This window comes from Glutamicibacter sp. NPDC087583 (genome assembly GCF_044743685.1).
Lineage (GTDB): Bacteria > Actinomycetota > Actinomycetes > Actinomycetales > Micrococcaceae > Glutamicibacter.
In genome coordinates this window covers 63,172-86,715 of the sequence record NZ_JBIUWY010000005.1, presented here as the reverse complement: position 1 = coordinate 86,715, position 23,544 = coordinate 63,172, and the positions used below count along the sequence as shown (strand labels likewise).

General features: G+C 60.7%; 32 protein-coding genes. 27 read left to right on the top strand and 5 right to left on the bottom strand.

Annotated elements, in window-relative coordinates; all coding sequences use genetic code 11:
* Positions 1-121: 121 nt before the first annotated feature.
* Positions 122-1,306: a hypothetical protein gene (locus ACIOU9_RS13580; protein ID WP_402697246.1), complete on the bottom strand. Its 1,185-nt coding sequence runs from the start codon at positions 1,304-1,306 to the stop codon at positions 122-124.
* A gap of 422 nt (positions 1,307-1,728) precedes the next feature.
* On the opposite strand from ACIOU9_RS13580, the gene ACIOU9_RS13575 reads away from it, so the two are divergent.
* The 4 genes from ACIOU9_RS13575 (at position 1,729) to ACIOU9_RS13560 (ending at position 3,741) form a co-directional block, all read left to right on the top strand.
* Positions 1,729-2,340 (top strand): hypothetical protein, encoded by a 612-nt coding sequence (locus ACIOU9_RS13575; protein WP_402697244.1) that lies wholly within the window; start codon positions 1,729-1,731, stop codon positions 2,338-2,340.
* 9 nt (positions 2,341-2,349) lie between these two features.
* Positions 2,350-2,517 (top strand): hypothetical protein, encoded by a 168-nt coding sequence (locus ACIOU9_RS13570; RefSeq protein WP_402697242.1) that lies wholly within the window; start codon positions 2,350-2,352, stop codon positions 2,515-2,517.
* A 461-nt stretch (positions 2,518-2,978) separates the two neighbouring features.
* A complete protein-coding gene (locus ACIOU9_RS13565; protein ID WP_402697241.1) occupies positions 2,979-3,257 on the top strand; it encodes a glutaredoxin domain-containing protein in 279 nt (92 codons plus the stop codon).
* 10 nt (positions 3,258-3,267) lie between these two features.
* Complete coding sequence (locus tag ACIOU9_RS13560; protein WP_402697239.1) at positions 3,268-3,741, top strand: hypothetical protein; 474 nt, start codon at positions 3,268-3,270, stop codon at positions 3,739-3,741.
* Positions 3,742-3,753: 12 nt separating this feature from the next.
* On the opposite strand, the gene ACIOU9_RS13555 is transcribed toward ACIOU9_RS13560, so the two are convergent.
* A complete protein-coding gene (locus ACIOU9_RS13555; RefSeq protein WP_402697238.1) occupies positions 3,754-4,053 on the bottom strand; it encodes a hypothetical protein in 300 nt (99 codons plus the stop codon).
* 21 nt (positions 4,054-4,074) lie between these two features.
* On the opposite strand from ACIOU9_RS13555, the gene ACIOU9_RS13550 reads away from it, so the two are divergent.
* The gene (locus tag ACIOU9_RS13550; protein WP_402697236.1) at positions 4,075-4,551 is read left to right on the top strand and encodes a hypothetical protein; all 477 of its coding nucleotides are present in this window, start codon (positions 4,075-4,077) and stop codon (positions 4,549-4,551) included.
* A gap of 2 nt (positions 4,552-4,553) precedes the next feature.
* On the opposite strand, the gene ACIOU9_RS13545 is transcribed toward ACIOU9_RS13550, so the two are convergent.
* The gene (locus ACIOU9_RS13545; protein WP_402697234.1) at positions 4,554-5,030 is read right to left on the bottom strand and encodes a hypothetical protein; all 477 of its coding nucleotides are present in this window, start codon (positions 5,028-5,030) and stop codon (positions 4,554-4,556) included.
* 767 nt (positions 5,031-5,797) lie between these two features.
* On the opposite strand from ACIOU9_RS13545, the gene ACIOU9_RS13540 reads away from it, so the two are divergent.
* From ACIOU9_RS13540 to ACIOU9_RS13435, 22 genes are all read left to right on the top strand, one after another.
* The gene (locus ACIOU9_RS13540; protein WP_402697233.1) at positions 5,798-6,121 is read left to right on the top strand and encodes a hypothetical protein; all 324 of its coding nucleotides are present in this window, start codon (positions 5,798-5,800) and stop codon (positions 6,119-6,121) included.
* A gap of 9 nt (positions 6,122-6,130) precedes the next feature.
* Positions 6,131-6,454, top strand: coding sequence for a hypothetical protein (locus ACIOU9_RS13535; RefSeq protein WP_402697231.1), 324 nt, complete (start codon positions 6,131-6,133; stop codon positions 6,452-6,454).
* A 12-nt stretch (positions 6,455-6,466) separates the two neighbouring features.
* Entirely contained in the window at positions 6,467-7,957 is a 1,491-nt protein-coding gene (locus tag ACIOU9_RS13530) for a terminase large subunit domain-containing protein (RefSeq protein ID WP_402697229.1), read from the top strand.
* Positions 7,957-9,900, top strand: coding sequence for a phage portal protein (locus tag ACIOU9_RS13525; protein WP_402697228.1), 1,944 nt, complete (start codon positions 7,957-7,959; stop codon positions 9,898-9,900). The genes ACIOU9_RS13530 and ACIOU9_RS13525 overlap by 1 nt, the downstream gene beginning before the upstream one ends.
* A gap of 17 nt (positions 9,901-9,917) precedes the next feature.
* On the top strand, positions 9,918-10,691 hold the full coding sequence (locus ACIOU9_RS13520; RefSeq protein ID WP_402697226.1) for an HK97 family phage prohead protease: 774 nt from the start codon (positions 9,918-9,920) through the stop codon (positions 10,689-10,691).
* A complete protein-coding gene (locus ACIOU9_RS13515) occupies positions 10,688-11,854 on the top strand; it encodes a phage major capsid protein (RefSeq protein WP_402697225.1) in 1,167 nt (388 codons plus the stop codon). Before ACIOU9_RS13520 ends, ACIOU9_RS13515 begins: the two co-directional genes overlap by 4 nt.
* Positions 11,855-11,941: 87 nt before the next feature.
* Positions 11,942-12,100, top strand: coding sequence for a hypothetical protein (locus ACIOU9_RS13510; protein ID WP_402697223.1), 159 nt, complete (start codon positions 11,942-11,944; stop codon positions 12,098-12,100).
* A gap of 15 nt (positions 12,101-12,115) precedes the next feature.
* Entirely contained in the window at positions 12,116-12,628 is a 513-nt protein-coding gene (locus ACIOU9_RS13505) for a hypothetical protein (protein ID WP_402697222.1), read from the top strand.
* Entirely contained in the window at positions 12,628-12,963 is a 336-nt protein-coding gene (locus ACIOU9_RS13500; RefSeq protein ID WP_402697221.1) for a hypothetical protein, read from the top strand. Before ACIOU9_RS13505 ends, ACIOU9_RS13500 begins: the two co-directional genes overlap by 1 nt.
* Positions 12,963-13,220: a hypothetical protein gene (locus ACIOU9_RS13495; RefSeq protein ID WP_402697219.1), complete on the top strand. Its 258-nt coding sequence runs from the start codon at positions 12,963-12,965 to the stop codon at positions 13,218-13,220. The genes ACIOU9_RS13500 and ACIOU9_RS13495 overlap by 1 nt, the downstream gene beginning before the upstream one ends.
* Positions 13,220-13,621: a hypothetical protein gene (locus ACIOU9_RS13490; protein ID WP_402697217.1), complete on the top strand. Its 402-nt coding sequence runs from the start codon at positions 13,220-13,222 to the stop codon at positions 13,619-13,621. Before ACIOU9_RS13495 ends, ACIOU9_RS13490 begins: the two co-directional genes overlap by 1 nt.
* Positions 13,618-13,818: a hypothetical protein gene (locus ACIOU9_RS13485; RefSeq protein ID WP_402697216.1), complete on the top strand. Its 201-nt coding sequence runs from the start codon at positions 13,618-13,620 to the stop codon at positions 13,816-13,818. The genes ACIOU9_RS13490 and ACIOU9_RS13485 overlap by 4 nt, the downstream gene beginning before the upstream one ends.
* Positions 13,815-14,375 carry a hypothetical protein gene (locus ACIOU9_RS13480; protein ID WP_402697214.1) on the top strand — a complete coding sequence of 187 codons (561 nt, stop codon included), beginning with the start codon at positions 13,815-13,817 and terminating at the stop codon, positions 14,373-14,375. Before ACIOU9_RS13485 ends, ACIOU9_RS13480 begins: the two co-directional genes overlap by 4 nt.
* 91 nt (positions 14,376-14,466) lie before the next feature.
* Complete coding sequence (locus ACIOU9_RS13475; protein WP_402697213.1) at positions 14,467-14,766, top strand: hypothetical protein; 300 nt, start codon at positions 14,467-14,469, stop codon at positions 14,764-14,766.
* Positions 14,767-14,930: 164 nt separating this feature from the next.
* On the top strand, positions 14,931-15,182 hold the full coding sequence (locus tag ACIOU9_RS13470; RefSeq protein ID WP_402697304.1) for a DUF5361 domain-containing protein: 252 nt from the start codon (positions 14,931-14,933) through the stop codon (positions 15,180-15,182).
* Positions 15,183-17,202: 2,020 nt separating this feature from the next.
* Positions 17,203-18,018, top strand: a complete 816-nt coding sequence (locus ACIOU9_RS13465; RefSeq protein ID WP_402697211.1) for a phage distal tail protein — start codon at positions 17,203-17,205, stop codon at positions 18,016-18,018.
* Positions 18,019-18,025: 7 nt separating this feature from the next.
* The gene (locus ACIOU9_RS13460) at positions 18,026-20,287 is read left to right on the top strand and encodes a hypothetical protein (protein WP_402697210.1); all 2,262 of its coding nucleotides are present in this window, start codon (positions 18,026-18,028) and stop codon (positions 20,285-20,287) included.
* Between the two features lie 67 nt (positions 20,288-20,354).
* Entirely contained in the window at positions 20,355-20,630 is a 276-nt protein-coding gene (locus ACIOU9_RS13455; protein WP_402697208.1) for a hypothetical protein, read from the top strand.
* 65 nt (positions 20,631-20,695) lie between these two features.
* A complete protein-coding gene (locus ACIOU9_RS13450) occupies positions 20,696-21,460 on the top strand; it encodes a peptidoglycan-binding domain-containing protein (RefSeq protein ID WP_402697207.1) in 765 nt (254 codons plus the stop codon).
* Entirely contained in the window at positions 21,457-21,726 is a 270-nt protein-coding gene (locus ACIOU9_RS13445) for a hypothetical protein (RefSeq protein ID WP_402697205.1), read from the top strand. The genes ACIOU9_RS13450 and ACIOU9_RS13445 overlap by 4 nt, the downstream gene beginning before the upstream one ends.
* 292 nt (positions 21,727-22,018) lie before the next feature.
* The gene (locus ACIOU9_RS13440; protein ID WP_402697204.1) at positions 22,019-22,246 is read left to right on the top strand and encodes a hypothetical protein; all 228 of its coding nucleotides are present in this window, start codon (positions 22,019-22,021) and stop codon (positions 22,244-22,246) included.
* A complete protein-coding gene (locus ACIOU9_RS13435) occupies positions 22,243-22,422 on the top strand; it encodes a hypothetical protein (RefSeq protein ID WP_402697202.1) in 180 nt (59 codons plus the stop codon). Before ACIOU9_RS13440 ends, ACIOU9_RS13435 begins: the two co-directional genes overlap by 4 nt.
* 14 nt (positions 22,423-22,436) lie before the next feature.
* Here ACIOU9_RS13435 and ACIOU9_RS13430 read toward each other — a convergent pair whose 3' ends face one another.
* Together ACIOU9_RS13430 and ACIOU9_RS13425 are read right to left on the bottom strand one after the other, a co-directional pair.
* Positions 22,437-22,706 carry an antitoxin Xre/MbcA/ParS toxin-binding domain-containing protein gene (locus ACIOU9_RS13430; protein WP_402697201.1) on the bottom strand — a complete coding sequence of 90 codons (270 nt, stop codon included), beginning with the start codon at positions 22,704-22,706 and terminating at the stop codon, positions 22,437-22,439.
* Complete coding sequence (locus ACIOU9_RS13425) at positions 22,699-23,544, bottom strand: hypothetical protein (RefSeq protein WP_402697199.1); 846 nt, start codon at positions 23,542-23,544, stop codon at positions 22,699-22,701. Before ACIOU9_RS13425 ends, ACIOU9_RS13430 begins: the two co-directional genes overlap by 8 nt.

The following is a 23,544-nucleotide window of genomic DNA, read 5'->3' as shown; positions in this document are numbered from 1 at the left end:
TTTCTCTTCTACGGGTTCTATGCACGCTGCCTGCTGACAGCGAACCGGTTATTCTTTTCGACCCACACCTTTGGACATGCGCAGACCTTTCGAAAGGTCTCTCCACGGTGAGGAAGTCTTTCTATTCGGCTTGTTCAGCCAACGAGGCTTGAACGCCGACCAATGCATCAACCAGGTCATCGGACGGCTCCGAGTAGGTCTTGATGATCAGATTGGCGACCTCCCGGTCATCACCCACGAGCTGAAGCATCAGATCGTATGAGCTCAGCGCCGGGGATCCCGGTACCGCGGTTCCCCAGGCATCCATCAGGCGCTGCCCGAAGGCCGTCACGAACTGCACGCCGGATTCAGCGGTGAATGTGTAGCCGTGCGGCGCCTTGCTAGTGATGCGGCCATCGCCCTGGGGGAGAACCCACCCATCGGGCTTGATCTCGCTCATGCCCCAGAGCTCCTCCATGATGAAGCTGACCGGGACGCGCTCCGCCCAATCCCACTGCTTCTTGGTCGCTGCCCTGCGCTCCGACGCAGCCCCGCTGGTCGCTCCTGCCAACCTGGCCTTACGCTCGATCTTCGGCAGCTGCGGGAGCATACTCCCCCAGAATCCCTGCGACCGGTCCGAGGTTGGATCTACTGAAAGGATCTCGACCGGCTTCCTATTGCCCGGGTCCTTGTGATTGGTAGTCCCTGCCACGCGCAACACACGGGCGGTGTCGCCGCTCACCGAATAGTCCACGCAGAATCCGTGCTCATTGAAGCTGGTACGCACGTAGGCCGCCCACCTGGCCAGGACTTCCGCCGGGTAGCTAGTCAGATCCAGCTTGCCGGCGTCGTTCTTCCGGATCTTGAGGCGCTCCTTGAGGGTCCAGTAGGCGTGGAGGCCACCGCCAGAGCTGATCAGCAGGGAGGGCGGGAGAATCATGCTCTTGAGCACTTTCACGGCCTCTGCCCGGGTTGGATGGTCCAGCCCCGCCTGCTCACCAGTAGCGGGCTTATGCACGCCGTCCCTGGTGTCGATGTCGGCGTAGAGCGCGGGTAGCCCAAGGCCGTCGGCTGCAGCGCCGCGGCTCTTGGGGTGGTACCACTTGTTTTCCAGTGGGCTGACCCTGAAGTAGAGATCGACGCCGCGGCGGTCCAGCTCCACCAGACGCTCGGTGATGCGGTCGAAATCCCTGAGAGGCATCTTCTCTCCGGCCCAGTTGTGGTTGCCCATGATCGAGATCAGCGCGTCCTGTGGGTAGTCGATCTTGGTCTTGAGGAGTTCGCCATAGATCGCCCGGTATTGCGTCTCCCATGCCTGAATATCCATTGCTGATCCTTTGGTTGCGCTGCTTCTCTCTGCTGACTATGACTATACAGAAGTATATGAATGAATACAACTCAGACTAAACATCAATACACAACCGGCAACAGCGGCAACAGCCCGGCAACAGCCTTTTTGAGACCCTGTTGCCATCGTAAACGCCGTCTGACTAGGCTTTTTATGCCATTGGCAACAAGGCAACAGCTTTTTCTCTAAAAACTCTCTGAAAAAATAGTTAGTTACCCCTATAGAAAAAGAGCTTTTCCCCAAATCCTGTTGCCGCGTTGCCATTGCTACAAAACACCTAGTCAACCCTCGATTTGCATGGCAACAGCCCTTGTTGACGCCCGTTGCCGGGCCCGTTGCCCTGTTGCCACCCCCTGCATACAATCATTACCGCGGCGGCACCTCGCACATACAATGGACGCATGACGACCCCATTGGAAGAAGAAGCGCAAAAGCTGGTTTCGCAGCTGGCCGAGATTGCCACACTTGCCGGCTGGACACCGGAGGAGACTGCCTCCGCTCTAAAAATCCAGATTGAGAAACATCTGCCCCACCCACAGGACCAACCCGACCAGATGGACCAGGCGTCACCCGCACCAGTTGATTCAAACCCGCTTACACTCCTGCGTGCGACGAACGCGGTCCAGCAGGCAGCCACGAACCAGGTTGATGAATTGATCGGCAAGGCCAAGGACGCCGATTTCTCATGGGCAATGATCGGCCGCGCCCTGGGGATCACCGCGGCCGCTGCCCTGAGACGATGGCAGCGGATCGAGGAGCGAGGAGAATCCCCCCGCTGGAGCGAGACAAAGAAGCCGGAGGAGCCACTCGCGCCGGAGGAACGAGGCTGGAGAACAGCGGCTAGCCTGGGGCGGCTCATCAGGAAGGACCAACGCACAGTGCGAGCCATGGCTGAGCGTGGAGAAATCGAGAGCCTAGAGGAAGCTGGGCGGAAGTACTTCCGCATGCCGCCTTCACCTAACACGCCCGACGAGCACGGCGACTTGTGGCCGACCCTTCAGTCGGACGAATAGAATTAGCCCATGGCTAACACTCAAATTGAATTCGACAACGAGCGCCTCGTTTGCGACGTTTGCGACAAGGAAACCATCCACCGCGTCAAGTACAGCGTCATGAAAGATGCAAGTGGACGCGTTGTGGCTCGCCTCCAACAAGGCAAGAGCTGCACTTCCTGCGGCAAGAACTCGTAAACAACAACCTGCAACCATTTGGTTGTACGTTTTCAGAAAAGCTGTTAAACTGGAATCACTGGGGATAACTGGGTCAAACCAGCCATTTCATGTTCCTAGAATTCTCTTCCAATCTGCTGCATGGGCCTCCACTCCTGATCCTTGGGTGGGGGCTTTTTGCATGCCCGAAAACTTCCCTGCCCACTCACACACACCGCCCCAAGCACTTGATGCCGGCATTCTTCTATGGCCTCCACGGCTGGCTACCGCCACGCAGGCGGAGTCGAGTTGCCCGCTCAGTAGCTAAGCAGATAATTCGCCCGATGGACCGAGGCGCCCTGCATGGAATAACCGGAGTGCGAGCAGGGACTATCTCGCGCGCCGCCTGGGTTGCAGCCCCGCCGCCAATCTGACTGGTCGCGGTTCAAGAGCTCCCCGGCCGGCGCGCTTCAATCTTCACACCTTATATAGGGGGCTCTTCAGTGACCGTTCAATCTACCTTCGCAGACCCCGCTCCCGTGGCTGTCGTCTTCACGCGCAAGCATTGCGGCCCATGTGGTGCGACAGTCCGCCGATTCGAGGCTCTGGGCATCCCCCACGAGGTCCGCGATCTCGCCGAGCACCTCCAGGACGCGGAGCGCCTGCGCCGCCAGGGTCACATGCAAGCCCCGGTGGTCGAACCGACCAGCCCGTCCATCCCAGCATGGTCTGGCTTCCGCCCTGAACGAATTGCCACCCTGGCCGATTACAAGCTTTCCTGAGGAGCACCCCATGGCTGATTACTCGAAAGTCCTGGAAGCCCAGGCGCTAGCCCGGGTAGATGCCGCCATGGCTGCCTCAGGCCTCCTGGAAGGCTTGAAGCGTGACCACACAAGCCGGCCGCTGCTGGCCAAGCAGCTGCAACGCTCGCTGCGTGCCTTCGGTTATGCGGTCTACCGCGGCAGCCTCTACGCGAACGATGCTAGCCGAGTGGTAACGCAGTCGGAGGAGCAAGCATACAGGGCACAAATCACCTCGCTTGAGGAGCTGTTGCACGCCATGGCCACCCCGCTGCATGCACGGGATCCGAAACTGCGCGCAGGCATTCCCTTTATTCCAGAGGCTGCATTACCTCCAGGAGATGGCTTCTTCACCGCCTTCACCTCTTATTTCCCTCAGCTCCACGGCTACATTAAGAGGCTACGCCCGTGTTTCTGTGCGGCCCAGACAAGCGGGAAACCCCGCGCCCACCAGCACGCCGCCTGAACCTGGCGGCCGCTAGCCAGCCCAACCACTGACAAAACGCTCAGCTGCTGCCTCCACGTCGTCAAACCGACCCTCCCGAATTGCCTTGATTGGCAGCTCACCGCCTAGCTCCTCATTGGCCGTGGCAAGCCAAGCTGTAGCAGTCTCCCGCGATTCTGCGGCTTCGATCCGCCGAGCGATGCGCGCAGCGAACTGCATGCGCTGGCTGGATTCCGGCGATTGCCCGGGCGGGGCGTCGGGATTCCGCAAGCCGGCCAAGCTAAGCACCAACGCGAGCGGAAGCACTTCCAAGAGATATTTAGAATCATCCATACAGCTAGCTTAGGGGGCATCATGACCGAGCTGATTCCTTTCACTAAGACTTTGACGCTGCAGCCACCTGAGCCAGTGGCTCCCGAGACACCGGCGCCCATGCGCATGATGGCGATGGCCGCCACCGAACCAACGCTCCCGCCAAGCATTCACACCTTGCTCCCCCAGGCCCGCGCCGAGGTGCTGGCCCAGATGCACGCGGCCGGGATCACCCAGGCCACCGATGACTGGATCAGATCTTCAATGCACCGCGAGGGCAGCACCGTAGATACGGCCAAAGCTTTTGGGATTCTCCCCCAGGGTGCACCGGCACGCTTCGCTGGCGGGCCGCTGGACGGTACGGCGATGCCGAGCGAGCTTGAGCCTGGGTCTGGGCAGGTGCCGCGGCTGACACGGGCTGACGGCGCCTACTACGAACTAACCGGCATCGATTACGACGCCGGCGAGTATCTTTATTCGTTTTCCCCAGTGGATTCGCTGGGTTTTAGTTGGGGCTAGTTCTACCCTTCCTGATTTACCGGTGCTGCTGCTGGATCGGCTGGCGTTCCGGCAGCAGCAGCAGCCTGAGCATCAGCGATGTGCTGATCCGTCACCGCTGGTCCACTTCTTGCATAGTCTCGAATTCCCAGAGCCAACCCGAAGCTGACACCTATTCCAACTACGGCCAACAAGCTGAGTGGAGTTTCGAGCCCGAACAACAATATTGAGATTGATCCAATTAGTACAGCTATAACGACACCGGCGAGAACATAGACGGTGAGCTTTGCCCCTTTGAATTCCATTTTTCGTCGTTCGCGTTCGTAATCAAACTCGGCTTGAGCCAGTGCCCAAGCTTGTGGATTTTGCTTCGCTCCATCTTCGAGTTTTTGTAGCCGCTCGATACGTTCGATCCGATTTTCCCAAGGGTCACGGAAAAACCAAGCTAAAGCCGGAATGACGGCAGAGCTAATTAGTACAAGGATGATTTCTTCACTCATACGCTAATTACACCCTGACCACTGATGAAGAACTTCGCACAACACGCCGATGGTAAGGGTATGGGTATGGGGGCCAAGTCAGCCGGACGATCCACCAGGCGTTGGAAAGAAGTTGTTCGCCCTGGCTTCAAAGCCAAGTGCGAAGCCGAACAAGCGCCCTGCTGGCTTTGCGGTCGCCCGATCGATTACAGCATCGAGGATATTTACGATGACGCCGTGTGGGAGCCTGACCACTTTTACCCTGTCTCCACGCATGTGGAGTACGGCGATGACCCCGCGAACTTGCGAGCCAGCCACCGCGGTTGCAACCGAGCACGCGGAAACAAGAAGGCAGCGAATCTCTTGGGAACAACTTCGAGAGATTGGTTCGCACGCCCCTCAGGGTAAGGGGGTTGAAATGTTGCGGAAGTTTTGCCGCGGCTTTGATCTCCCGGGTAGTGGGCCTCTCTCCCCGGCTTGCACCCCCCCTATCGACATTTTCCGCGTCATCATTGGCAAGCGGCCGATTTACATACACGAATACATATGAAAAACAGGGGTAAAACCGTGAAAACTCTTATCTTTGCAGCCGATTTGCACGATGCTGAACGAGCAGCCCGAAAAGCTGGATTGCTCCAGGAAAATTGCATTTTCATCTATAGGCTTTCCGACCTGCGCGGTCGCTCCACGGGTGGTCAGCCTCGCATCGTCACAGCAGCTTTCAGGAACTCTCCAGGCGCTACTAAAGCGATGGAGCTCTGCGACCTGTTCCCGGCCGGCGGTGGAGCATGAACAAGGCTCCTGCGCAGCCTGCCTCCAAAGGTACCTCCGAGGCGTTCGAACCGACCCTGATCCTTGCCCGTAATGCTGAAGAGGCTCGGCGAGTCAGGAAGGATTCCGGCCTTCGCCAAAAAGACTGCCTCATCGTCGGTTCGGTCGACTGCCTCCGAGGGTGGCTAACCCAAACCTGCCCCCGGATTATCACCCCTGGCTTCTACCTTCGCCGAAACGCGATGGAAATTCTGGGTCACCTTCGCTTCTGCGATCGATTCGCCCAGCGCCAATACACGCATGAAGAACTTCTCAAAAATGCAATTCCTGTTCAGAAATAGGTCCGCCTGATGGCAACCCCAAGAAAGCCCGCCGGCAAGCTGCGAACTGCAGTTCTTACCGCACTGCGTGGCGCCCAGGGGCTAACAACCGCTGACGCTGCGGCCAAGGAGCTGGCCCTGACCTACGCCGACGGCATCGATTCCGCTCGGCTTACCGGCGATCCCGCAGACCTCACCAAGGCGCTGCACCTGGGCCCGCACTTGCTGGCCGCGCTCAAGGCGCTGGGTTGCACCCCAGATTCCCGCACCGCCCCGGCCGCCAAGGTTGACCCCGCAGCGGCCGCCCTGGCATCGCTGCAAGCCGAAGGAAAGGCCCGAGCCAAAAAGAAATAGAGGTGACGCGCCATGGCAATGCGCTATGACGCCACCCTCTCCCCGATCAAGGGCATTCGCAATCCTCGAATCAGCACCAAGCCACTCCGGCCTCTCACCCCCGAAACCTCCATGGGCTTTGCGGCAATCGCGTTTGCTGAGCAGGTCATGGGCTGGCATCTCGTGCCCTGGCAGGAAGAATTCCTAATCCGGGCTTTGGAGTACGACCGACGCGGGCAACTGCGCTTCCGGTCTGTCCTACTTCTCATTGCTAGGCAGAACGGCAAATCGGCCGTCATGAAGGTGATGAGCCTCTACCGGCTCTACGCCGATGAATCGTGCGAGCTTATTCTCGGCGTCGCCCACAAACTGGCCGGTGCCAAGAAGCCCTGGACCGAGGCCGTTGCAACGGTCAAGGGCACCCCCGCCCTGGCTGCACAGCTTGACGGGAAACCCCGCACGGCTAACGGCGAACTCTGTTTGCCGCTGCTCAACGGCGCTGAATGGCGCGCGGAAAGCTCCGAGCCGGATGCCACCCGCGGCTGGACCGTGGACCTCTTGTTTTTCGACGAGCTCCGCACCCAGGAGCAACGCGACGCCTGGGCCGCCGCCAAGGCCACAACCACGGCCCGCCGAAACGGCCAGGCCTACGGCGTCTCGAACGCCGGCACGGCCAAGAGCCTGGTTCTCCGGGAAGAACGCGATACGGCCATTGCCGCGATCGATGATCCGACTACACGCCGCGCAATTTTCGAATGGTCCGCCCATGAAGATGCCGACATCTTGGACCACCAAGCATGGGCACAGGCCAACCCGAGTCTGGGCTACACCCTGGACATTGCCGTGCTTGAGGATGCCAGCAAATCCCCAGACGTTGGCGGCTTCAAGACTGAGCACCTATGCCAGTGGGTAGTTGCTACCGTCTCCGGTCCTTGGGCTCCGGGCATCTTTGAAGGCCTGGAGGATCCAACCTCGGAGTTGGACCCCGAACGCCCGTTCTACTTGGGCATCGAGACGAGCGCGAACCGCCTCACAACCTACCTGACAGTTGCCGGTTGGAATCTAGAGGGGACCCCTCACGTGGAGTTGATCCACGCTCGGGCTGGCTCCGAGTGGGTGGTCCCGACCCTCCAAGAGTTCGAGTGTTTCGGCGCGGCTGCGGTCGTGCTCCAACGAACTGGCAGCCAGGCATCCGGACTGATCGAGTACATCGAAAAGGCGGGCCTTCCAGTGATCACCGTGGGCGGCTCCGACCTGCCCGCCGCGACTGGGCTGTTTTTTGATGCCGTCCGTGACGGGCGTCTGGCCCACTTGGGACAGCCGGCACTCACGCTGGCAGCCATGACCGCGCAGCTACGAACCGCTGGGGCCGCTTGGCTTTGGGACCTCAAGGCCAGCCCAGAGGACATCGCGCCGCTCGTTGCTGGGTCGCATGCTCACTGGGCTCTGCTGACCGAAGCCAACCGCGCACCCGCCGCGGCTGGGCCAAGTTTCTATGACCTTGAAGGAGGCTTCCTCGCCTAATGGGAATCCTAAGCATCTTCCGCAAGAGCGCGGTCACCTCTGCGCCGCGGTTCACCAGCTCCGAAATCAACCGTTTCATCTTCAAGATGGGAGCTGCAGATCCAGAAACCATCTACGCCTCGCAGTCGAACGTCCGCGCCGCCGTGGACTTCATCGCCAACCAGGTTGCGCTAACCGGCCTCACTATCTGGGAGACCATGCCCGATGGCACCCGTCGCAAGAGTCGCGACAGCGTAACGGCAAAGACGCTGGCATCTCCGAACCCTGCCCAGACGGGCACGGAATGGGTGCGCAACCTGACTGCCGATTTCGTGCTCAACAGCGATGCATGGCAACTGATCCGACCTCTGCCGGCCGGCGGTTTCCAGCTCCGACCGCTGACTCCTTCCGGTGTCTCCATCGTTCGCGGTGCTGAGATCGATGAGGATCTTGTGATCCGTTATGGGACATCCGAAATCGAGCAGCGTCACCTGCTGCACTTCGCCGGCTTCACCGCAGACCACGACGCGCGCGGGCTCTCCCCGGTGGACACGCTGCGCGCCGTCCTGGCTGAGCAAATCGCCGCCCAGGAATTCCGGCTGCATACCTGGAAAAACGGCGGCCAGATTCAAAACTATGTTTCGCGGCCGGCCAACAAGGATGCCCCTTGGGACGAAACAAAGTTCTCCCGCTTCAAGGAAGCCATGGCCGCCTACCGCTCCGGCGGCGGCAAGGTTGGCGGAATGCCGATTCTTGAAGATGGCATGAAGATCGAGTCAGTCCAGTTCAATGCGAAAGAGGCGCAATGGCTGGAATCCAACCAGTTGGCCCTTGAGCTTGTCTGCCGCGTATTCGGTATCAATCCGGCACACCTGGGCAGCACCCAGGGGCTGAGTTACGCGAATCTGAAGGACTTCCGCAAATCGCTGTACGGCGAGTCGCTGGGGCCGATCCTGCGCGTGATGGAAGAGCGGTTCACACAGTTCTTGATCCCGCGTTTGGATCCAGACAAGGCTCTGTTCGCAGAGTTCAACGTCAAGGAGCGCCTCCGTGATGACCCGGTAGAGCAGGCGAGCATCTACTTCCAGGCAACGGGCCGACCTTACCGAACCGTGAATGAAGTTCGCGCAATGGAGAACCTGCAACCCGTCGAAGGCGGCGACGTTTTGGCTGTTCCGCTCAACCTCCTGGTTGCGGGTCAGACCGACGCACCGGCACCGGCCAAGGCCCAGGCAGCCATCGCCACCAAGGCAGCAGCCGACGAGGCCGAGACGGTGCAAGCTACCGGCAAGGTATCCAAGGCTTCAGAGCAACTGGTCGCCTCCACCCTGGACCGCTTCTTCAAGCGCCAGCAGGCAAGCGTGCTGGCCAAGCTCAACGCCAAGGCTGACGCCGAATGGTGGGACAGCGAACGCTGGGACCGCGAGCTAGCAGCCGACCTGCTAGCCGCCTCGCTGAAGGTGACCGAACAGGTAGCAACCGACCTGCTGGTCGGCATCGACGCTGACCCAGGCGCATACAGCTCCGAACAGACCGAGGCCTTCCTGGCCGCAGTTGCAGCAGCCCGCGCTGTCTGGATCAACTCTGCCACACAGGAGGCCCTCCAGGAGGCTCTGGATGATCCCGGCGAGGACGAAGACGGCCAGCCGCTACGCACCCCGGAACGAGTGTTCAAGGATGCTCAGGGCGAGCGAGGCAAAGCTACAGCGGCGACTCTGCTAACCACCCTGGCCGCGTTCGCCACAAAAGAAACCGCCGAGCAGGTGGGCGGCTCCACCGCCACGAAGACATGGCGGGTCACGAGCAGCAACCCGCGCTCAGAGCATGTCCGCATGAACGGCGAGACAGTGCCCGCGGGCGAGCCATTTTCGAACGGTGCCCAGTGGCCCGGCGATCCCTCCCTGGGCGCCGATGGCGTAGCGGGTTGCCGCTGCGCTGTCGAAGTGTCCTGGACAACAAACTAGCCCTAGGAGGCAACCAAATGGCAGCAACCAAGCATGCCGTATTCACGGTGAAGGCCGCGCCCGATGAATCGGCCGGCGCTGGCATCATCCGCGCCGTCGCGAGCGTGTTCGGCAACGTCGACAGCTACGGCGATGTGGTCATGCCCGAAGCGTTCGACGAGACGCTGGCTGAGTTCGCCGCATCCGGCGACCCGGTCCCGGTTGTCTGGTCGCACGGCAGTTCGGATCCCTTCAACCACATCGGCTATTGCACCGAGATCAAGGCAACCGAGACTGGTCTTGAATTCACCGCACAGCTTGATATCGAAGATAATCCGACCGCAGCGCAGGCCTACCGCCTGATGAAGGGCCGCCGCGTGAAGCAGTTCAGCTTTGCTTACTCGGTGCTTGAGGCAACCCGTGGCGAACGTGACGGCGAGTACGTCACCGAATTACGGAAGCTCAAGCTTTTTGAAGTCGGCCCAACACTCGTTGGTGCCAACCAATCCACAGAATTACTCGACGTGAAATCGGCCCCCGCGCCGGCCGTCGAGGCAAAGGCGGGCCGCAAGGTATCCGCCAAAAATGAGGAGCTCATCCGCAAGGCCCACGAAGCCCTGGGCGAACTCCTCGCATCCCTCACCGAGGTTGAAAGCGACGCCAAGGCAGCCGATAACGGCCCCGCGGCCAAGGACCAGGAGCCCTCACAGGCCAAGTCCGAGGAGCCGCCCGCCAAGTCATCCGCAACGCAAGCAGCCGAGCTCGAAACCTACCTTTCCGCAATCAATCTCGAATTGGAGATCACCAAATGAATCTTGCAGCACTCCTGGCAGAAGCCAAGAACATCCTGACCGCAGCTAAGGCTGGCAACGCCACCGCCGAGCAGCTGGCCCGCATGAGCTCGCTGAAGGGCGAGATCGCCGAGGCCAAGAGCCGCGAAGCCGACCTGGTCGCCATGGAAGGCATTATCTCCGGCGTGAAGAACGCCGACCAGGACGCCCCGAAGCACCAGGTAGCCCGCGCGAAGTCGGCAGGCGCTCACTTTGTCGCTGAAGCTGGCGATCAGCTGGCCCGCCTGAAGTCGGGCCAGGTGCGCGATGTCGCGGCGACTGAATACAAGGCTGCGGGCGACCCACTGACCACCGGCTCGCTGCGCGATGACCAGGTGGACCGCGAGGTTGAGCGTCAGACCCGCGTCATCCCGACCGTGGCCTCGCGCATGGGTTCCGGCACCCTGACCGGTACCGGCATCACCTACACCGCCGAAGAAGCGAAGCAGGGCAGCGTCACCTCGGTCGCCGAAGGCACCAAGGGTTCGAAAGTCACCTACGCATTCAAGCAGTACCGCGACGGCATTTCCAAGGTCCAGGGTATGACCGACCTGACCGAGGAGATGCTGGATGACCTCGAGTACATCTCCGGTGAGGTGAACGGCTTGCTGGCGGATGACGTGGAGATCGAGGAGGAGCGCCAGATCTTGGACGGCGACGGCGTCGGCTCGAATCTGCTGGGCCTCTCCCGCCGCACCGGCGTGCTGGCCGTGGCCTCCACGGACAAGGCCGACAACGCGTCCGCAATCCACCGCGCCAAGACTCAGGTGAACATCGCGAGCAACCGCGATGCGGACACGGTCGCAATCCACCCCACCGACTTTGAGGCTCTCAGGCTGGAGAAGGACAACGAGGGGCGCTGGATCGCGGGAGGACCGTTCGCTTCCGCGCTGGGCGCGCAGGTCTGGGGTATGGATGCCATCGTGACCACCGCCGCGACCCTGGGTAAGCCTTTGGTTGGTGCCTTCGCCACCGCCAAGGTCTACCGCAAGGGCGGCGTGGCCGTGGCCGCGTCCAGCGAGAACGGCGACAATTTCGAGACCGGCAAGGTGACCTTGAAGGCCTCCAAGCGCCTGGCGCTGCAGGTCAAGCAGCCGTCGGCCTTCGCCATCGTGACGCTTTCGAGCGCCGCACCTGCTGCCTAGCTTTAGGCCGGCATTCCTCAACCGAGGGCCCGTAGCTAACCATGCTGCGGGCCTTTGGTTGTACCCCAAAGCTTTCTAAGGAACCCCGTGAAAATAGTAAAAGTTATGCATCAAGGCGTTGAGATGTTCCACCAGGTCGCCGACACCAAAGCACCGGCACCGAAGAACAAGGCCTCGAAGCCCGAAGACAAGTCGGTAACCCTGCCTCCGGCGGAAAACACCAAAACCGAAACCCTCGACAAGTAGCCAGGAGGCCGCCCGATGCAATCCATGATCCCCGCCCCGGGCGGCTCCCGGGCTTACCTGGCCGCCGCCGAAAAGGCCGTTCGCGACTTCGCTGGTTGGCATATCGCTCCGGTGCTAGAGGAAACGCTAACGCTGGACGGCAACGGCGAAAACTCGCTGCGCCTGCCAACACTCCGCATTGCCGCCATTTCGGCCATGAGCAACGAGGGTGAAGAGCTAGACCCCGAAACTCTCGAGTGGTCTGAGGCTGGCTTCGTCCGTCTACCCGCCGGCCAGCGATGGACGAACCGCCTACGCGGCGTGAGCGTTACGCTCACCCACGGCATCAAAGACGCCAGCCTGATCATTGACACGATCCGACAGATGGCCGCACGTGCCGAGATGTCACCCACTGGCGCGATCAGGGAGAAAGCAGGCATGACCGAGCTAACCCCGACCATGGTTGCCCCGAATGCCGCGGGCGGCGTGGTCCTCATGGAGCATGAACGGCTTCTGCTGGCCCCGTACCGGATCGGCGGTGGCATCTAGTGGCACTCCCATCTTTCGCCCGTCAGGTCGTCCAGGTGCACCGCAAGGCAACCGTCATTGAGCGCGGCACACCACAAGCCTCCGGGCCTGAGACCACGCACGAGGTCACCGGCTGCTGGTCGGAGCCACGCGCTACCGCTGGCGGCGTCAACCAAGCCGCAACGTGGGATTGGCTTCTACTGCTACCACCGGGCTCCGACATCACCGAGGGCGACCTGGTCACCCTTCCTAGTATCCCGCGGCGTTTCCGCCTGGATGCTCCCCCAATCCCACATTTTGGGATATCCGGGGTTGCAGCTCACGTTGAAGCCCATCTGGTTCGAGAGGGGCACTGATGGCTAAAGTAAGGATCCGCGTTGAACTGAATCATGCCGGAATTCGCAACCTTGCCCGCTCCGCTGGCATGCAAAACTCCATGGTCGGCGTTGCCGAAAAAGTAGCAGCTACAGCCGGTCCAGGCTTCATCGTCAAGCGCGGAATGAGCCGCAACCGAGCCCGCGCCGCCGTTGTTGCAAGCAATCTTGAAGCAATCCAGGCTGAGCAAAATGATCGCGCGCTCACCAGGGCAATCTCCGCCGGAAAGGTGAGCTAATGGCCGTCCGCTTCCACGATGCTGAAAGCCTAGTCCAGGAACACCTGGCGGCTGAGCTCCCCGGCGTTCACGTCGCCGATGCTCCGCCCAAGGAGTCCACCACCGGGCAATTCATCAAGATCCTACGTACTGGCGGATCCCGCATGGGTCGTGTTGTCGATCAGCCGATCCTGGTTGTCGAGGCGTACGCCGATACGCCAAGCGCCGCGTGGGATTTGGCCGAGGATGCCCGCCAATCTTTGGAGGGCATGAAAGCGGCGTTCCGCGTGAATCCCCGAGTCTACAAAGTTGCCGAGGTCTCCGGCCCGGCCAACCTTCCCGATCCTGCACATGCCGGACTGTCTCGCTACACGCAAACCATCCAGCTATCGATCCGCTACCAGGCAGGAGCCACCCCATGACCCGAATCATCCTGACCACGGAGTACTCCGGCAAACCCGCCGGCGTGACCGTCGAGGTCAAACCCGAAATGGCCCGTCGTCTGGTCTACCTTGGCCATGCCCGGCTGGCCACCGAGGACGCCCCTGTCAATGGGGATGAAGTACCCATCGAGCCCGCGCCTCGCGCTCGGGCCAATGCCAAGGAGGCAACCGCATGAAAAATGAAGCCAATATCCGCTATTACGGCGGCGACGACGACGCGGTCTACGTGGCCCCGCTGGGAACTCCGTTGCCGGTCGGCTTGGAAGAGCTCCCCGCGGCTTATGTTAGCCCAGGATTCCTGGACGAATCCGGCCTCGAGGACACGGTCACGGAAACGGTGAACGAAACCAAGGTGCACCAGGGCGGCCGGACTGCAAAAACGAAGATCAACCGCGAAAAGCTGGAAAAGAAATTCGTCTGCACCGAAGAAAACGCCGTGGTCGCGGGTCTGATGCATCCTGGCTCAACCGCTTCCACGAGCGTAGAGGGTGTGACCACGCGGAAGAACATCCAGAAGACAAAGTCAGACCCTCATGTTTGGGTGTTCGACAATTACGACGAGTCGGTGGCAGATCTGATCCATCGCCGCGAGATCTGGAGCAGGGGCGAAGTCACCGCCCGAGGCGCCGTCGGCCGAACCGCGTCCGGGGCCACTCTCCACGAGTTCACCGTTACGTGCACCGGCACCGCCGATACGGTCACAAATGACCCAGCTGCTGCCGTAGCCGCGTAAGTAAGCCACCTCGGGGCGTGAGGCGATGCGCGCCCCGGGGTTCCACTCTTCATCGCCAACCCATTCCACGAACTAAACAGGAGTCATCGCCATGGCAACGACCTCACAGACCACTAAGCAGCGCGCCGCAGAGATTGGCGCAACCCTGCCGCAGGATTACCGCAACCCCGAAGACGTCGTCATCAAGATCGAATTCTTGGGACACCCGTTCGAGGTTGACACCCACAACTGGACGTTGAAGGTTCAGCACCTGATGGAGCAAGGCGCAATCGGCAAGGCCGCGTTCCACCTGCTGAGCGCGGACGAGTACGAGTTCCTGACCGAATACCCGCTGTCGGCAACTAAGGATTTTTTCACCGCGCTGGGAAAAGCTCGTCAGGCGGGCGCTTAATACGAGCGGCATACCTGGCCAAAGCTCACGGTTTCGCCTTGGACATTGATCTGAGGCGAAACTACGGAGTCAGCCTAGGGCAGATCCTGTCCGAGGAGGTTCCGTTGTGGTGGGCCGCCGAGGCAATCGACCGGCTCCCTCGCGGGTGCCTCACCTTCCAAGAGGTGGGCGGCTGGAACGCCCTAGCTATAGCCGAGCAGCTGGCCCAAGAAACCATTCATGCTTTGAGCGTGCTTGCCTGGCAGCAATCAAAGGATGGCCAGTCGGGCCGCAATGCTCCGAAGCCGCCCGAGCCGCCTAAGGGTAAGTATCAAGCCGAGCATGAAGCGCGTGAGAGATCCGAGCGGCTGGCTGCGAAAGCCGAAAGGCATGCGGCCCGCATGGCGAGGCGCACCACAAGAACCCCATCCGCTTAGCCGCGGGTGGGGTTCTTCCCCATTCATTATTAACCTGAGGAGGCACCGCATGGCTGAATCATTTGATGCCGGCTCTATTTATGTCCATATCATCCCGTCTTTTGAGGGTACCGAGGGCAAGCTAGCCGAGGGCATGGGCGCCCCCCTCGAAAAGGCCGGGGAAGAATCAGGCAAGAAGTCGGGCAAGAAATTCGGTGAAGGTTTCGGATCTGCTGCCAAGGCTGGCATGTTGGCCGCCGGTGCCGCCGCAGCGCTTGCCGTTGCCGGCGCTTTCAGCCGAACAATCGAGAAAGAGACGGCCACAAACAAACTGGCCGCAGCTAACGGTTTGGGCCCTGCCGAATCCGCCCGCATGGGTGAAATCAGCGGCAAGGCTTTCACAAGCGCCTACGGCTCGACCATGGAGGAGGTCGTGGGTACTGCCGATGCGGTTTACTCCTCGATCAATACCGCTGGAGTCAAGGCCACAGACGAGCAATTAGCCTCATGGACCGCTAACGCCCAAAATATGGCGTCTGTTTTTGAGGTCGGCGCCGAAGAAATCACCGGCACTGCCACCATCATGATGGACTCTTTCAAGGGCATGGACATGGGCAAATCCATGGATCTTATCGCCGGCGGCATGCAACAAGTCCCAAAACAAATGCGCGGCGAAGTCCTCCCCGTCATGGCCGAGTACGCCACCCACTGGCAAGGTCTCGGACTCACCGCCGAACAATCCATGGGCTTGATCATCGCTGGTTCGCAGCAAGGCGTCATTGGCATGGACAAGATGGGGGATGCCTACAAGGAGATGTCCCTAAAAATTTCTGCGGGCGACAAGTCCACCATCGAAGCGTTTGACACAATCGGCTTGAACGCTGGCAGGATGTCGTCCGATATTGCGGGCGGCGGCGCAAAGGCTTCCGCGGCGATGGCCAAAATGGCGCAGGGAATCCAAAAGGTTAAGGATCCCGCCAAGCAAGTGCAGCTAGCCGTTGCTCTTTTCGGAACCCCGCTTGAAGATCTTTCAAAAGAGAAGATTCCCGGTTTCCTGGCAGCCATGGCTGGCGGCTCCAAGGCCTCCGGCGAGTTCACCGGGGCAGCCCAAGGCATCACCGACACTGTGAATACCGGGTTAGGTCCCGGACTGGATAAGGCAAAAAACGCCTTCAATGGCTTGATGGATGAAGCACTCGTTCCAATCCTGCCCGTGGTTGTTGGCGTCCTGGGCTACCTCACCGAGAACAGCTGGATTCTAGGCGCCGCGGCCGCAGTTGTCGGCGGCGTGCTCACCATGGCGTTCGTCGGGTGGACTGCCGGAATTTGGGCAGCTAACGCTGCACTGCTGGCTAACCCGATTACCTGGGTCATCCTCCTGGCAGCAGGTCTCGGCGCAGGTATCATCGCCCTAGCCATGAACTGGGAGACCGCCACCGGTTGGATCAAAGAAGCCTGGGGCGGCTTCATGAATTTCATCGGCCCAGGCATCGAGAATGTTCAAGGCTGGTTTGGTGACCTCACCGGCAATATCACAGGCGGTTTTGAAACAGCCAGTGCGTGGGTTACCGACTTCGGCGACAATGCGCACGAGACGTTCACAGGCCTCGTTGAAGGCGCGCAATCGTGGGGCAATGACATCATCGATGGATTCCTTGGCGGTCTCGAAGACGGGCTGGAAAATGTAAGTCAGTTCTTCACTCAGACCTTGCCAGGCGTCATCACGGGCGGCTTCACCGGCGAGATGGAAATCAACTCCCCGAGCCGTGTTTTTGCCCGCTACGGCGGCGATACCGGCGATGGGTTCTTGCAAGGCATCGAGGGCAAGCGCCAAGTCATCGAGCGGTCCATGCAAACCCTGGTATCCGTTCCCAAGCCGCAGCGCGGTTCGAGCCTCGCACCGGCTACTGCTGGCACGGGACAACCATCGAAGACCGTGAATTACCACGCGGCACCAAATCAAAGCATCGATTCAGAATCTGAGTTCTTAGGCGCAATGGGCCGAGCATTCGGATTCTAACCAACCACCGAAGGAGGCCTCGTGTCCCATCTATACCTGGTCAATTCCAAGCTGGGCACGCTCCGCCTGGATGGCATGCTTAGCGGCATCGAGGCGACCCAAGTTGTCGAAGGGCTGACCGGAACGGGTCTCCCTCCGGTGGAGGTGCGCTGGAATGAGGGGGCGGGCGACGGCTCGGCTTATGCCGGCCACCGAGTCCTGGCCCGTGATATCGACGTCCCACTGATGCTGACCTCCGCTACCGCCCAAGGGCTGCAGGATCGCATGTCAGAGCTGGCTTCATTCCTGGATCCGCGTAACGGCGCCACTTCCCTGCGCTATTCGGTAGACCCCGAATCCATGGGCAATTGGCTGCTAATCGTTCATCGAATCGCGGGCGGCACCTGGGCTCACACACGGGACGCCGTGCGCATGGAAGACGAATTCTGGGTTGAGTTCATCGTCACTCTGCGCGCTGGGGATCCTTACTGGCGCAAGACCGAACCAACCACCCTGGGATGGAACGGTTCGAGCTACTGGAACATCCCCGTTGGCGGCGACGCAGCGACCTGGCCCATCTGGACACTGACCGGTCCGGCCACCGCGCTGCGCCTAACCTCCCCTGATGGGGCAAATCTTCACTGGCGGGGCGAGCTGGCCGCCGGCCAGAGCCTCACTATCAACGCACAGAAGCATTCCATCTGGGATTCATCGGGCCGCAATCGATACGCAGAGCTGGACCCGAGCCCGCGATTCAAACAGTTGCACCCGGGCGATGACGCCTGGAACATTTCCAGGGCTTCGACCGGCGGCAGCTTGACCGTCGAATTCTACGACCGCCGCTGGGCCATTATTTAGGAGCATCATGATTCCCGAGGACGTCACCTTTGAGGTTCGCGACCGAACGTATGCCCGCCTGGGCAGCATCGAACCGGCGGCAATCCTGGATGCGCTCATTCAGCCAGAGCTGAACGACGCCGGCAGCTGGAGCCTGAAAATTCCGGCCGGCCATGCGCTAGCCAGTGCGCTGCGGCAACCAGGCGCTGGCATCATCGTAAGCATCGACGGTGCCGAAGTTTTCAGCGGACCGACTACTGCGCCCCGCCACAAACAGGGGCTGAGTCAATCCCCCATCATTCAGGTCGAGGGCGTCTCAGACAACATCGTCGTCTTGGAAGAGCTGGCTTACCCCAACCCAGATTCTGCCGCGGGCTCTCATCAAATCGCTGAGACCGACACCCGCACCGGCACGCCTGGGCAGGTCCTCACTGGCTTCATCAACGCCAATGTTGGCAGCGCGGCCCCGACTGCACGCCGCCGCGGATCAATGGTTGCCATCAATGAATCCACCCGTTCAAACACTCTCACCAAGCGCGGCCGCTTCCAAGATCTGGGCGAACTAGCCGTGGAGATTTGCAACCCCAACTCAATGGGCTTCAACGTCATCCAAGAGGGCACCCGCCTGGTCGCCCGTGTCTTTGATTTGCGCAATCGATCCGGGCTGGTTCGCTTCTCCATCGAGAATGGACAGCTGCAAGCAATCGAGACGGGTAAGACCGCCCCGACCCTGACCCGCGTGCTCGTTGCTGGCCAGGGCGAGGCTGAGAACCGTCGCATCGTCGAGGTAACCACCCCGGCATCCTTAGCCGCCGAATCGCAGTGGGGCGTCCGCCGAGCCACGTTCATCGATCAACCGAGCGAGCAGGACGAGTCAGTCCTACGCCAAGCTGGCGAAGATGCGCTGGCATCAGCTGGCGGGGGTGCTACTGAGATTGTCTCCAAGGCCATCCCTTCCGATGAGGCATCGAAGCGCTACGGCTCCGCTTGGCGCGTCGGTGACCAGGTGACGCTTGAGACCGGGGCCGGTGAAGAAGCCGCACTCATCACCGGGGCGGCGATCAAGGTGGGGCCGGCGGGCGTCCAAGTCGGCGCCGTCACTGGCCCACTGCGCCGTTGGGATCGCGAAAAGGCCGCGCTCATGGAGAAGGTCAACCGCCGCAGCAGCTCGGCGGGCTCCGGCGGCGGGGGTGGTTCAGGCGGCAGTGCCTCACTCGAATTCGGAACCATCGGCCCCGAGCCGATCTTTGGCGCCAATGGGTTGGTGCGCCTGGTCAAGGAAGGGACCACCACCCCGACCGGCCACGACTATCAGTGGATGCGCGATTACAGCCCGGCGGTCAATGACCGGGTGGGCTACCTGGGCAATACGATCTTGGGCCGGGCAATTGGTGCACCATACGATAACGGGCAGTGGACCGAACCGGCACCGCCAACCGGGCGTCTGCCCGATGCCGACCCGAAGCGCTGGGGCGAACTGCGTTTTACGAAGCTTAGTAGTGGGGCAGTTTTCGCCAACGGCGCCATATACAACAACACCGGTACTCAGCTCCTGGCCGGCGCTCATCTCTTCACGATGCCGGCGGACTTCCGGCCGGTGCAGGAGATAATCCTCAAAAGTACATCAAAAGACATGCCTGTCGGTTTTACTGTTTCCGAGGCTACAGGGGCAGTTACGCTGGGGGGCTCCCTGATGCCAGGCGCCGTTATGACAATCAACTTCGCCTATAACGCCAGCAACGACATTTATGAAACCATAACTTCTTTCAACCGCTCAGCCGGTGCTGGCGAAGATGCCTTTGGTTTCGTCTGGTTAAGCGGCTCCCATTACGCAAGATCAGCTTCGCTATCCCTTCCCACACCCCCACCCGGCCGCAGCGCGAAAAGCTTGATTTCAGGGTCGAGCGGGTCTCCGAGTGGCACCGTCGGAATAAATGGCGTCCTCTCCCTATTGCCCGGGCATTATGACAGCGTCTCGTATTACTTCGGCTTAGCAAAGTACCCGACGGCCGCAGTAACCGGCTGGCAAGCATTGCCACTCACGAACGGCTTCCAGATTGACGAAGGAGACACCCCGGAAATCATGCTCCGCCCAGATGGGGCGGCTGCCCTGCGCGGGTCTGTCATCAATGGGCTAACCCCAAATCTGCTTGTTCTTACTGTGCCGGAGGGCATGCGTCCGAAGTATGAAGTACCCCTGATCGGCGGCTATCTACTTCCTAATGGCCAGGTTCGCGCCACGGGCTCAAGCATGACTTTCTACACGGAAATGTGGATCGCCGACCACTAACCACCCCCAACGCCCCGTCAGCATCAAGTCTGGCGGGGTGGTCCCATGCCCAAGGAGGCAACCATCAATGATTGAAATCCCTGCCCCTGTGGCAGTCGCGCTGTTCGGAGCCGTGGCGGCCATCATAGGCCATCAGGCCACACGCCGAGGCAATGCGGTCAAGGCCCTGGAAGCCAGCTTGCAGCGCCTGGAAGCTGAAGTGACCAGGCTTGCCGGCGAGGTCAAGACGCTGAGGCCCCGCCTGCGCCACGCGCTCGCTTATGCCCGCACCCTGCAGGCCCGCCTGCGTGCCCGCGGTGAAGAGCCGCCCCAGCCGCCGGATGAAATCGTCGACGAGCTCTAGACCGAACATCGAACACTAAGCCCTGTGCCATTTGGCCGGGGCTTTTTCCATGCCCAGGAGGCACAATGTCCTATTACCTTGCCCCATCGTTGGCCGCACTGCGCAGCGAAATCAACGAGCGCTCGCCCAACCGTGACAAGAGCTCCGATGGATGGATCGGGGATCCCTCGCATCAGGCCCGAGTGAGCGACCACAACCCCGATTACGCGGACGGCGGCGTGGTGCGCGCCCTGGACATCGACGAGGACGGCATCGACACCGACGCCGTGCTGGCCCAGGTGCTCCATGATCCCCGCGTCTCGTACGTGATCTACGAGCGCCGCATCTGGGGCGGCACCCGTTGGCGTCCGTACAACGGCAGCAACGGCCACACCAAGCATATCCATGTGTCCATCAAGCACTCTGCGGCTGCTGAGAGGGCCGGTTCGTGGGGCATCAAGGGTGGCGCAGCCACGCCGCAACCTTCCACTCCAAAGCCCAAGGAAAGCGGCAAGAGCTGGCCGGCGGTCACCCTGGCATTGTCCAGCGTGCACACCGATGCCAGCCACGATGCGTGGGTCGAGCTCATGGCGGCTATCGGCTACCGCGATAAGTCGCTGACCACTGCCATGCAGCGCTGGCTGAAAAAAGCCGGCTACTACCAGGGCATCATCGAGGCCGACCATGGCAAGAAGCCGGTGTTCGGCCCCATGCTGGTCAAGGCGTTGCAACGCTTCCTGGCCAAGAAGGGCCTCTACAAGGGCCTGATCGATGGGAAGCGCCAGGGCATGACCATCAAGGCGGAAATCCGCTATCTCAATCTTCCAGCCAACCGAGGGGTGAAGAAATGAGCAAGCACAGAGCATCCACCACGCAGACCGCCCACCCGTGGCGGGCCACGGCCCGAACCATCTTCGCAGCCCTGGTTGCCCTGGCAACCATGGCCGGGCCAATCTACACCGCAATTGCCGAAGCCAGCCCTGAGGCGGCCACAGGCGCGGCAGCCGTCGCCCTGGGCATCGCTGGTGCAATCACGCGCACGCTCGCACTGCCGAAGGTGGAGCAGTTCCTCCGCAGGCACACACCTTGGTTGGCCGCTGGATCCGACCAGGACTAACCGAACCGGCGCAAACTTTGCGCCAGTTGCCCAGTCACCAGTTATCGCACTTTTTGCGAAAACTGATCTGGGCACCCAACCCCGCAGCGTTTCCCCTCACCGGGAGGCGTTGCGGGGCTCTTTTTTGTGCCCTAAATTATAGGTACCTTTTGCGCAATTATTCTGCATCACACCATGTCAAATAGCGAATTTCAAAGGTGTAGAGTGATTCCTGCCCGTTAGTAGAGAGAAGGATTGAGATGGCGAAAATTAACGAAGTCACGAACTGCGAGGTCAAATGGGGTCGCAAATCATGACCCTAGACCAAACCGAAACCCTTGCATCACTCTTCTGGGATGCAGCATGCTCCCTGCCGCCAAGTGCTGCCCGTACTTGGGTTGTCAAGATGCCCATCTACGACGAAGAAGGCGCAGCCTTGGTTCAGCGGGCAGCCGCCCGGTTCAGTGAGCTGAGCGTGGAGAATGTGCGCCAGCAGATTGAGCTTGAGGCGGATGCGTGGGCAGAGGAACAGCAAGGGTGACTAAGGAATTGGATGGCAACTCGTGGGAGATCATCATGGACACCGCCCGGGCACTGCAGCCTGAAAGAGCACCTATTAGCCAAGGGCAAGCTGGAGACCTGGCAAGGCGCCTGCTCGAGAATGGGTTTAATGATGAGTTGGTGGGGCAGATCCTGGATGAGTCGCGTGACGAATGAGGCGTGGGAGGTTGCTAGCCGGCTAGGTAGTTGCCGACCGCAGCTTCTACATCGCTGAAGCGCTCCTCACGGATTGCCGTGATTGGGGTGTCTCCGCCCAGCGCGGGGTTACCGCCAATCATCCAGGCACGTGCTAGATCCGCGCCCTCCTGGACCTCGATCGTCTGGAAGATGCGCAAGGCGACAGTGAGGCGCCGGTCTGCGGGATCACCCTGGCCGCCAGTGAGAGCGGCAGTCAGGGTTGGGCCTAGGCAGGAGATGAGGGCAGTGTGGGCGCTAGGCACCGAGCAGCCCAAGACGCTGACATGCCTTTACAAGCTCATCCTTAAATTCCGGCATCGTGCTCGCCGAATATACGCCGTCGATCCGGGATTCTGCCCAAAGTGCATGCAGTCGCCTGAAGTCTGATTGGCGCCCCTTCCATCCGATCCCATCAACTGCGGCGTAAACGAACTGGGTCGGGAGCCTGGTTTGCGCCATTTCCTCAACTTCTCGCACCGCGTCCGTCAGCTTGGACCCTGTGGAGTCAAAAGCCTTGGCGCCGACCACAACTACAGGGCGACCATTAGCGTCCATGATCGCCAAGTCGTAGGGTGCAGTTCGGCCGGCAATTCCAGTGAATCGGCCACGGGTGGAGTATTTCAGCCCTAAATCGACAGCGATTTCTTCTAGCAGATCTTCAAGCCCGCGCCCTGCAGATGCCGCACGCTTTGCTGTACTTCGGGTGGCTGCCCGAGTGACCAGGATGTCTGAGTAGGTATATTGCACCCCGCGCCCCTGATTGATGGCACGGGTGAGATTGTGCTCAGCCTCCAATAGCTCGACCACTTCGCGGGAATACTCACGCGCAAGGACCCCAAAACCGCCCGTGTTGAAATGATGCCGCGCCCAATTGATCAAACGCTCCTGGCCCAGGCCAACCGCCAAGCCGAGAACTCGCACAGCATCAGCTCGTGCATCGACCCACTCAGTGAGAGCATCAACGGTGATTTCAGGAAGGCTTGCTAGCTCAGAGCTAACCTCCCTGACGGTGGTTTGCAGCTCAGATTCTGCTAAGAGATCGGCTGGTGGAACCATTGGCCGCAGCGTGCCGAGGAGCTCTTCAAAAGTGGGAACGGGCAA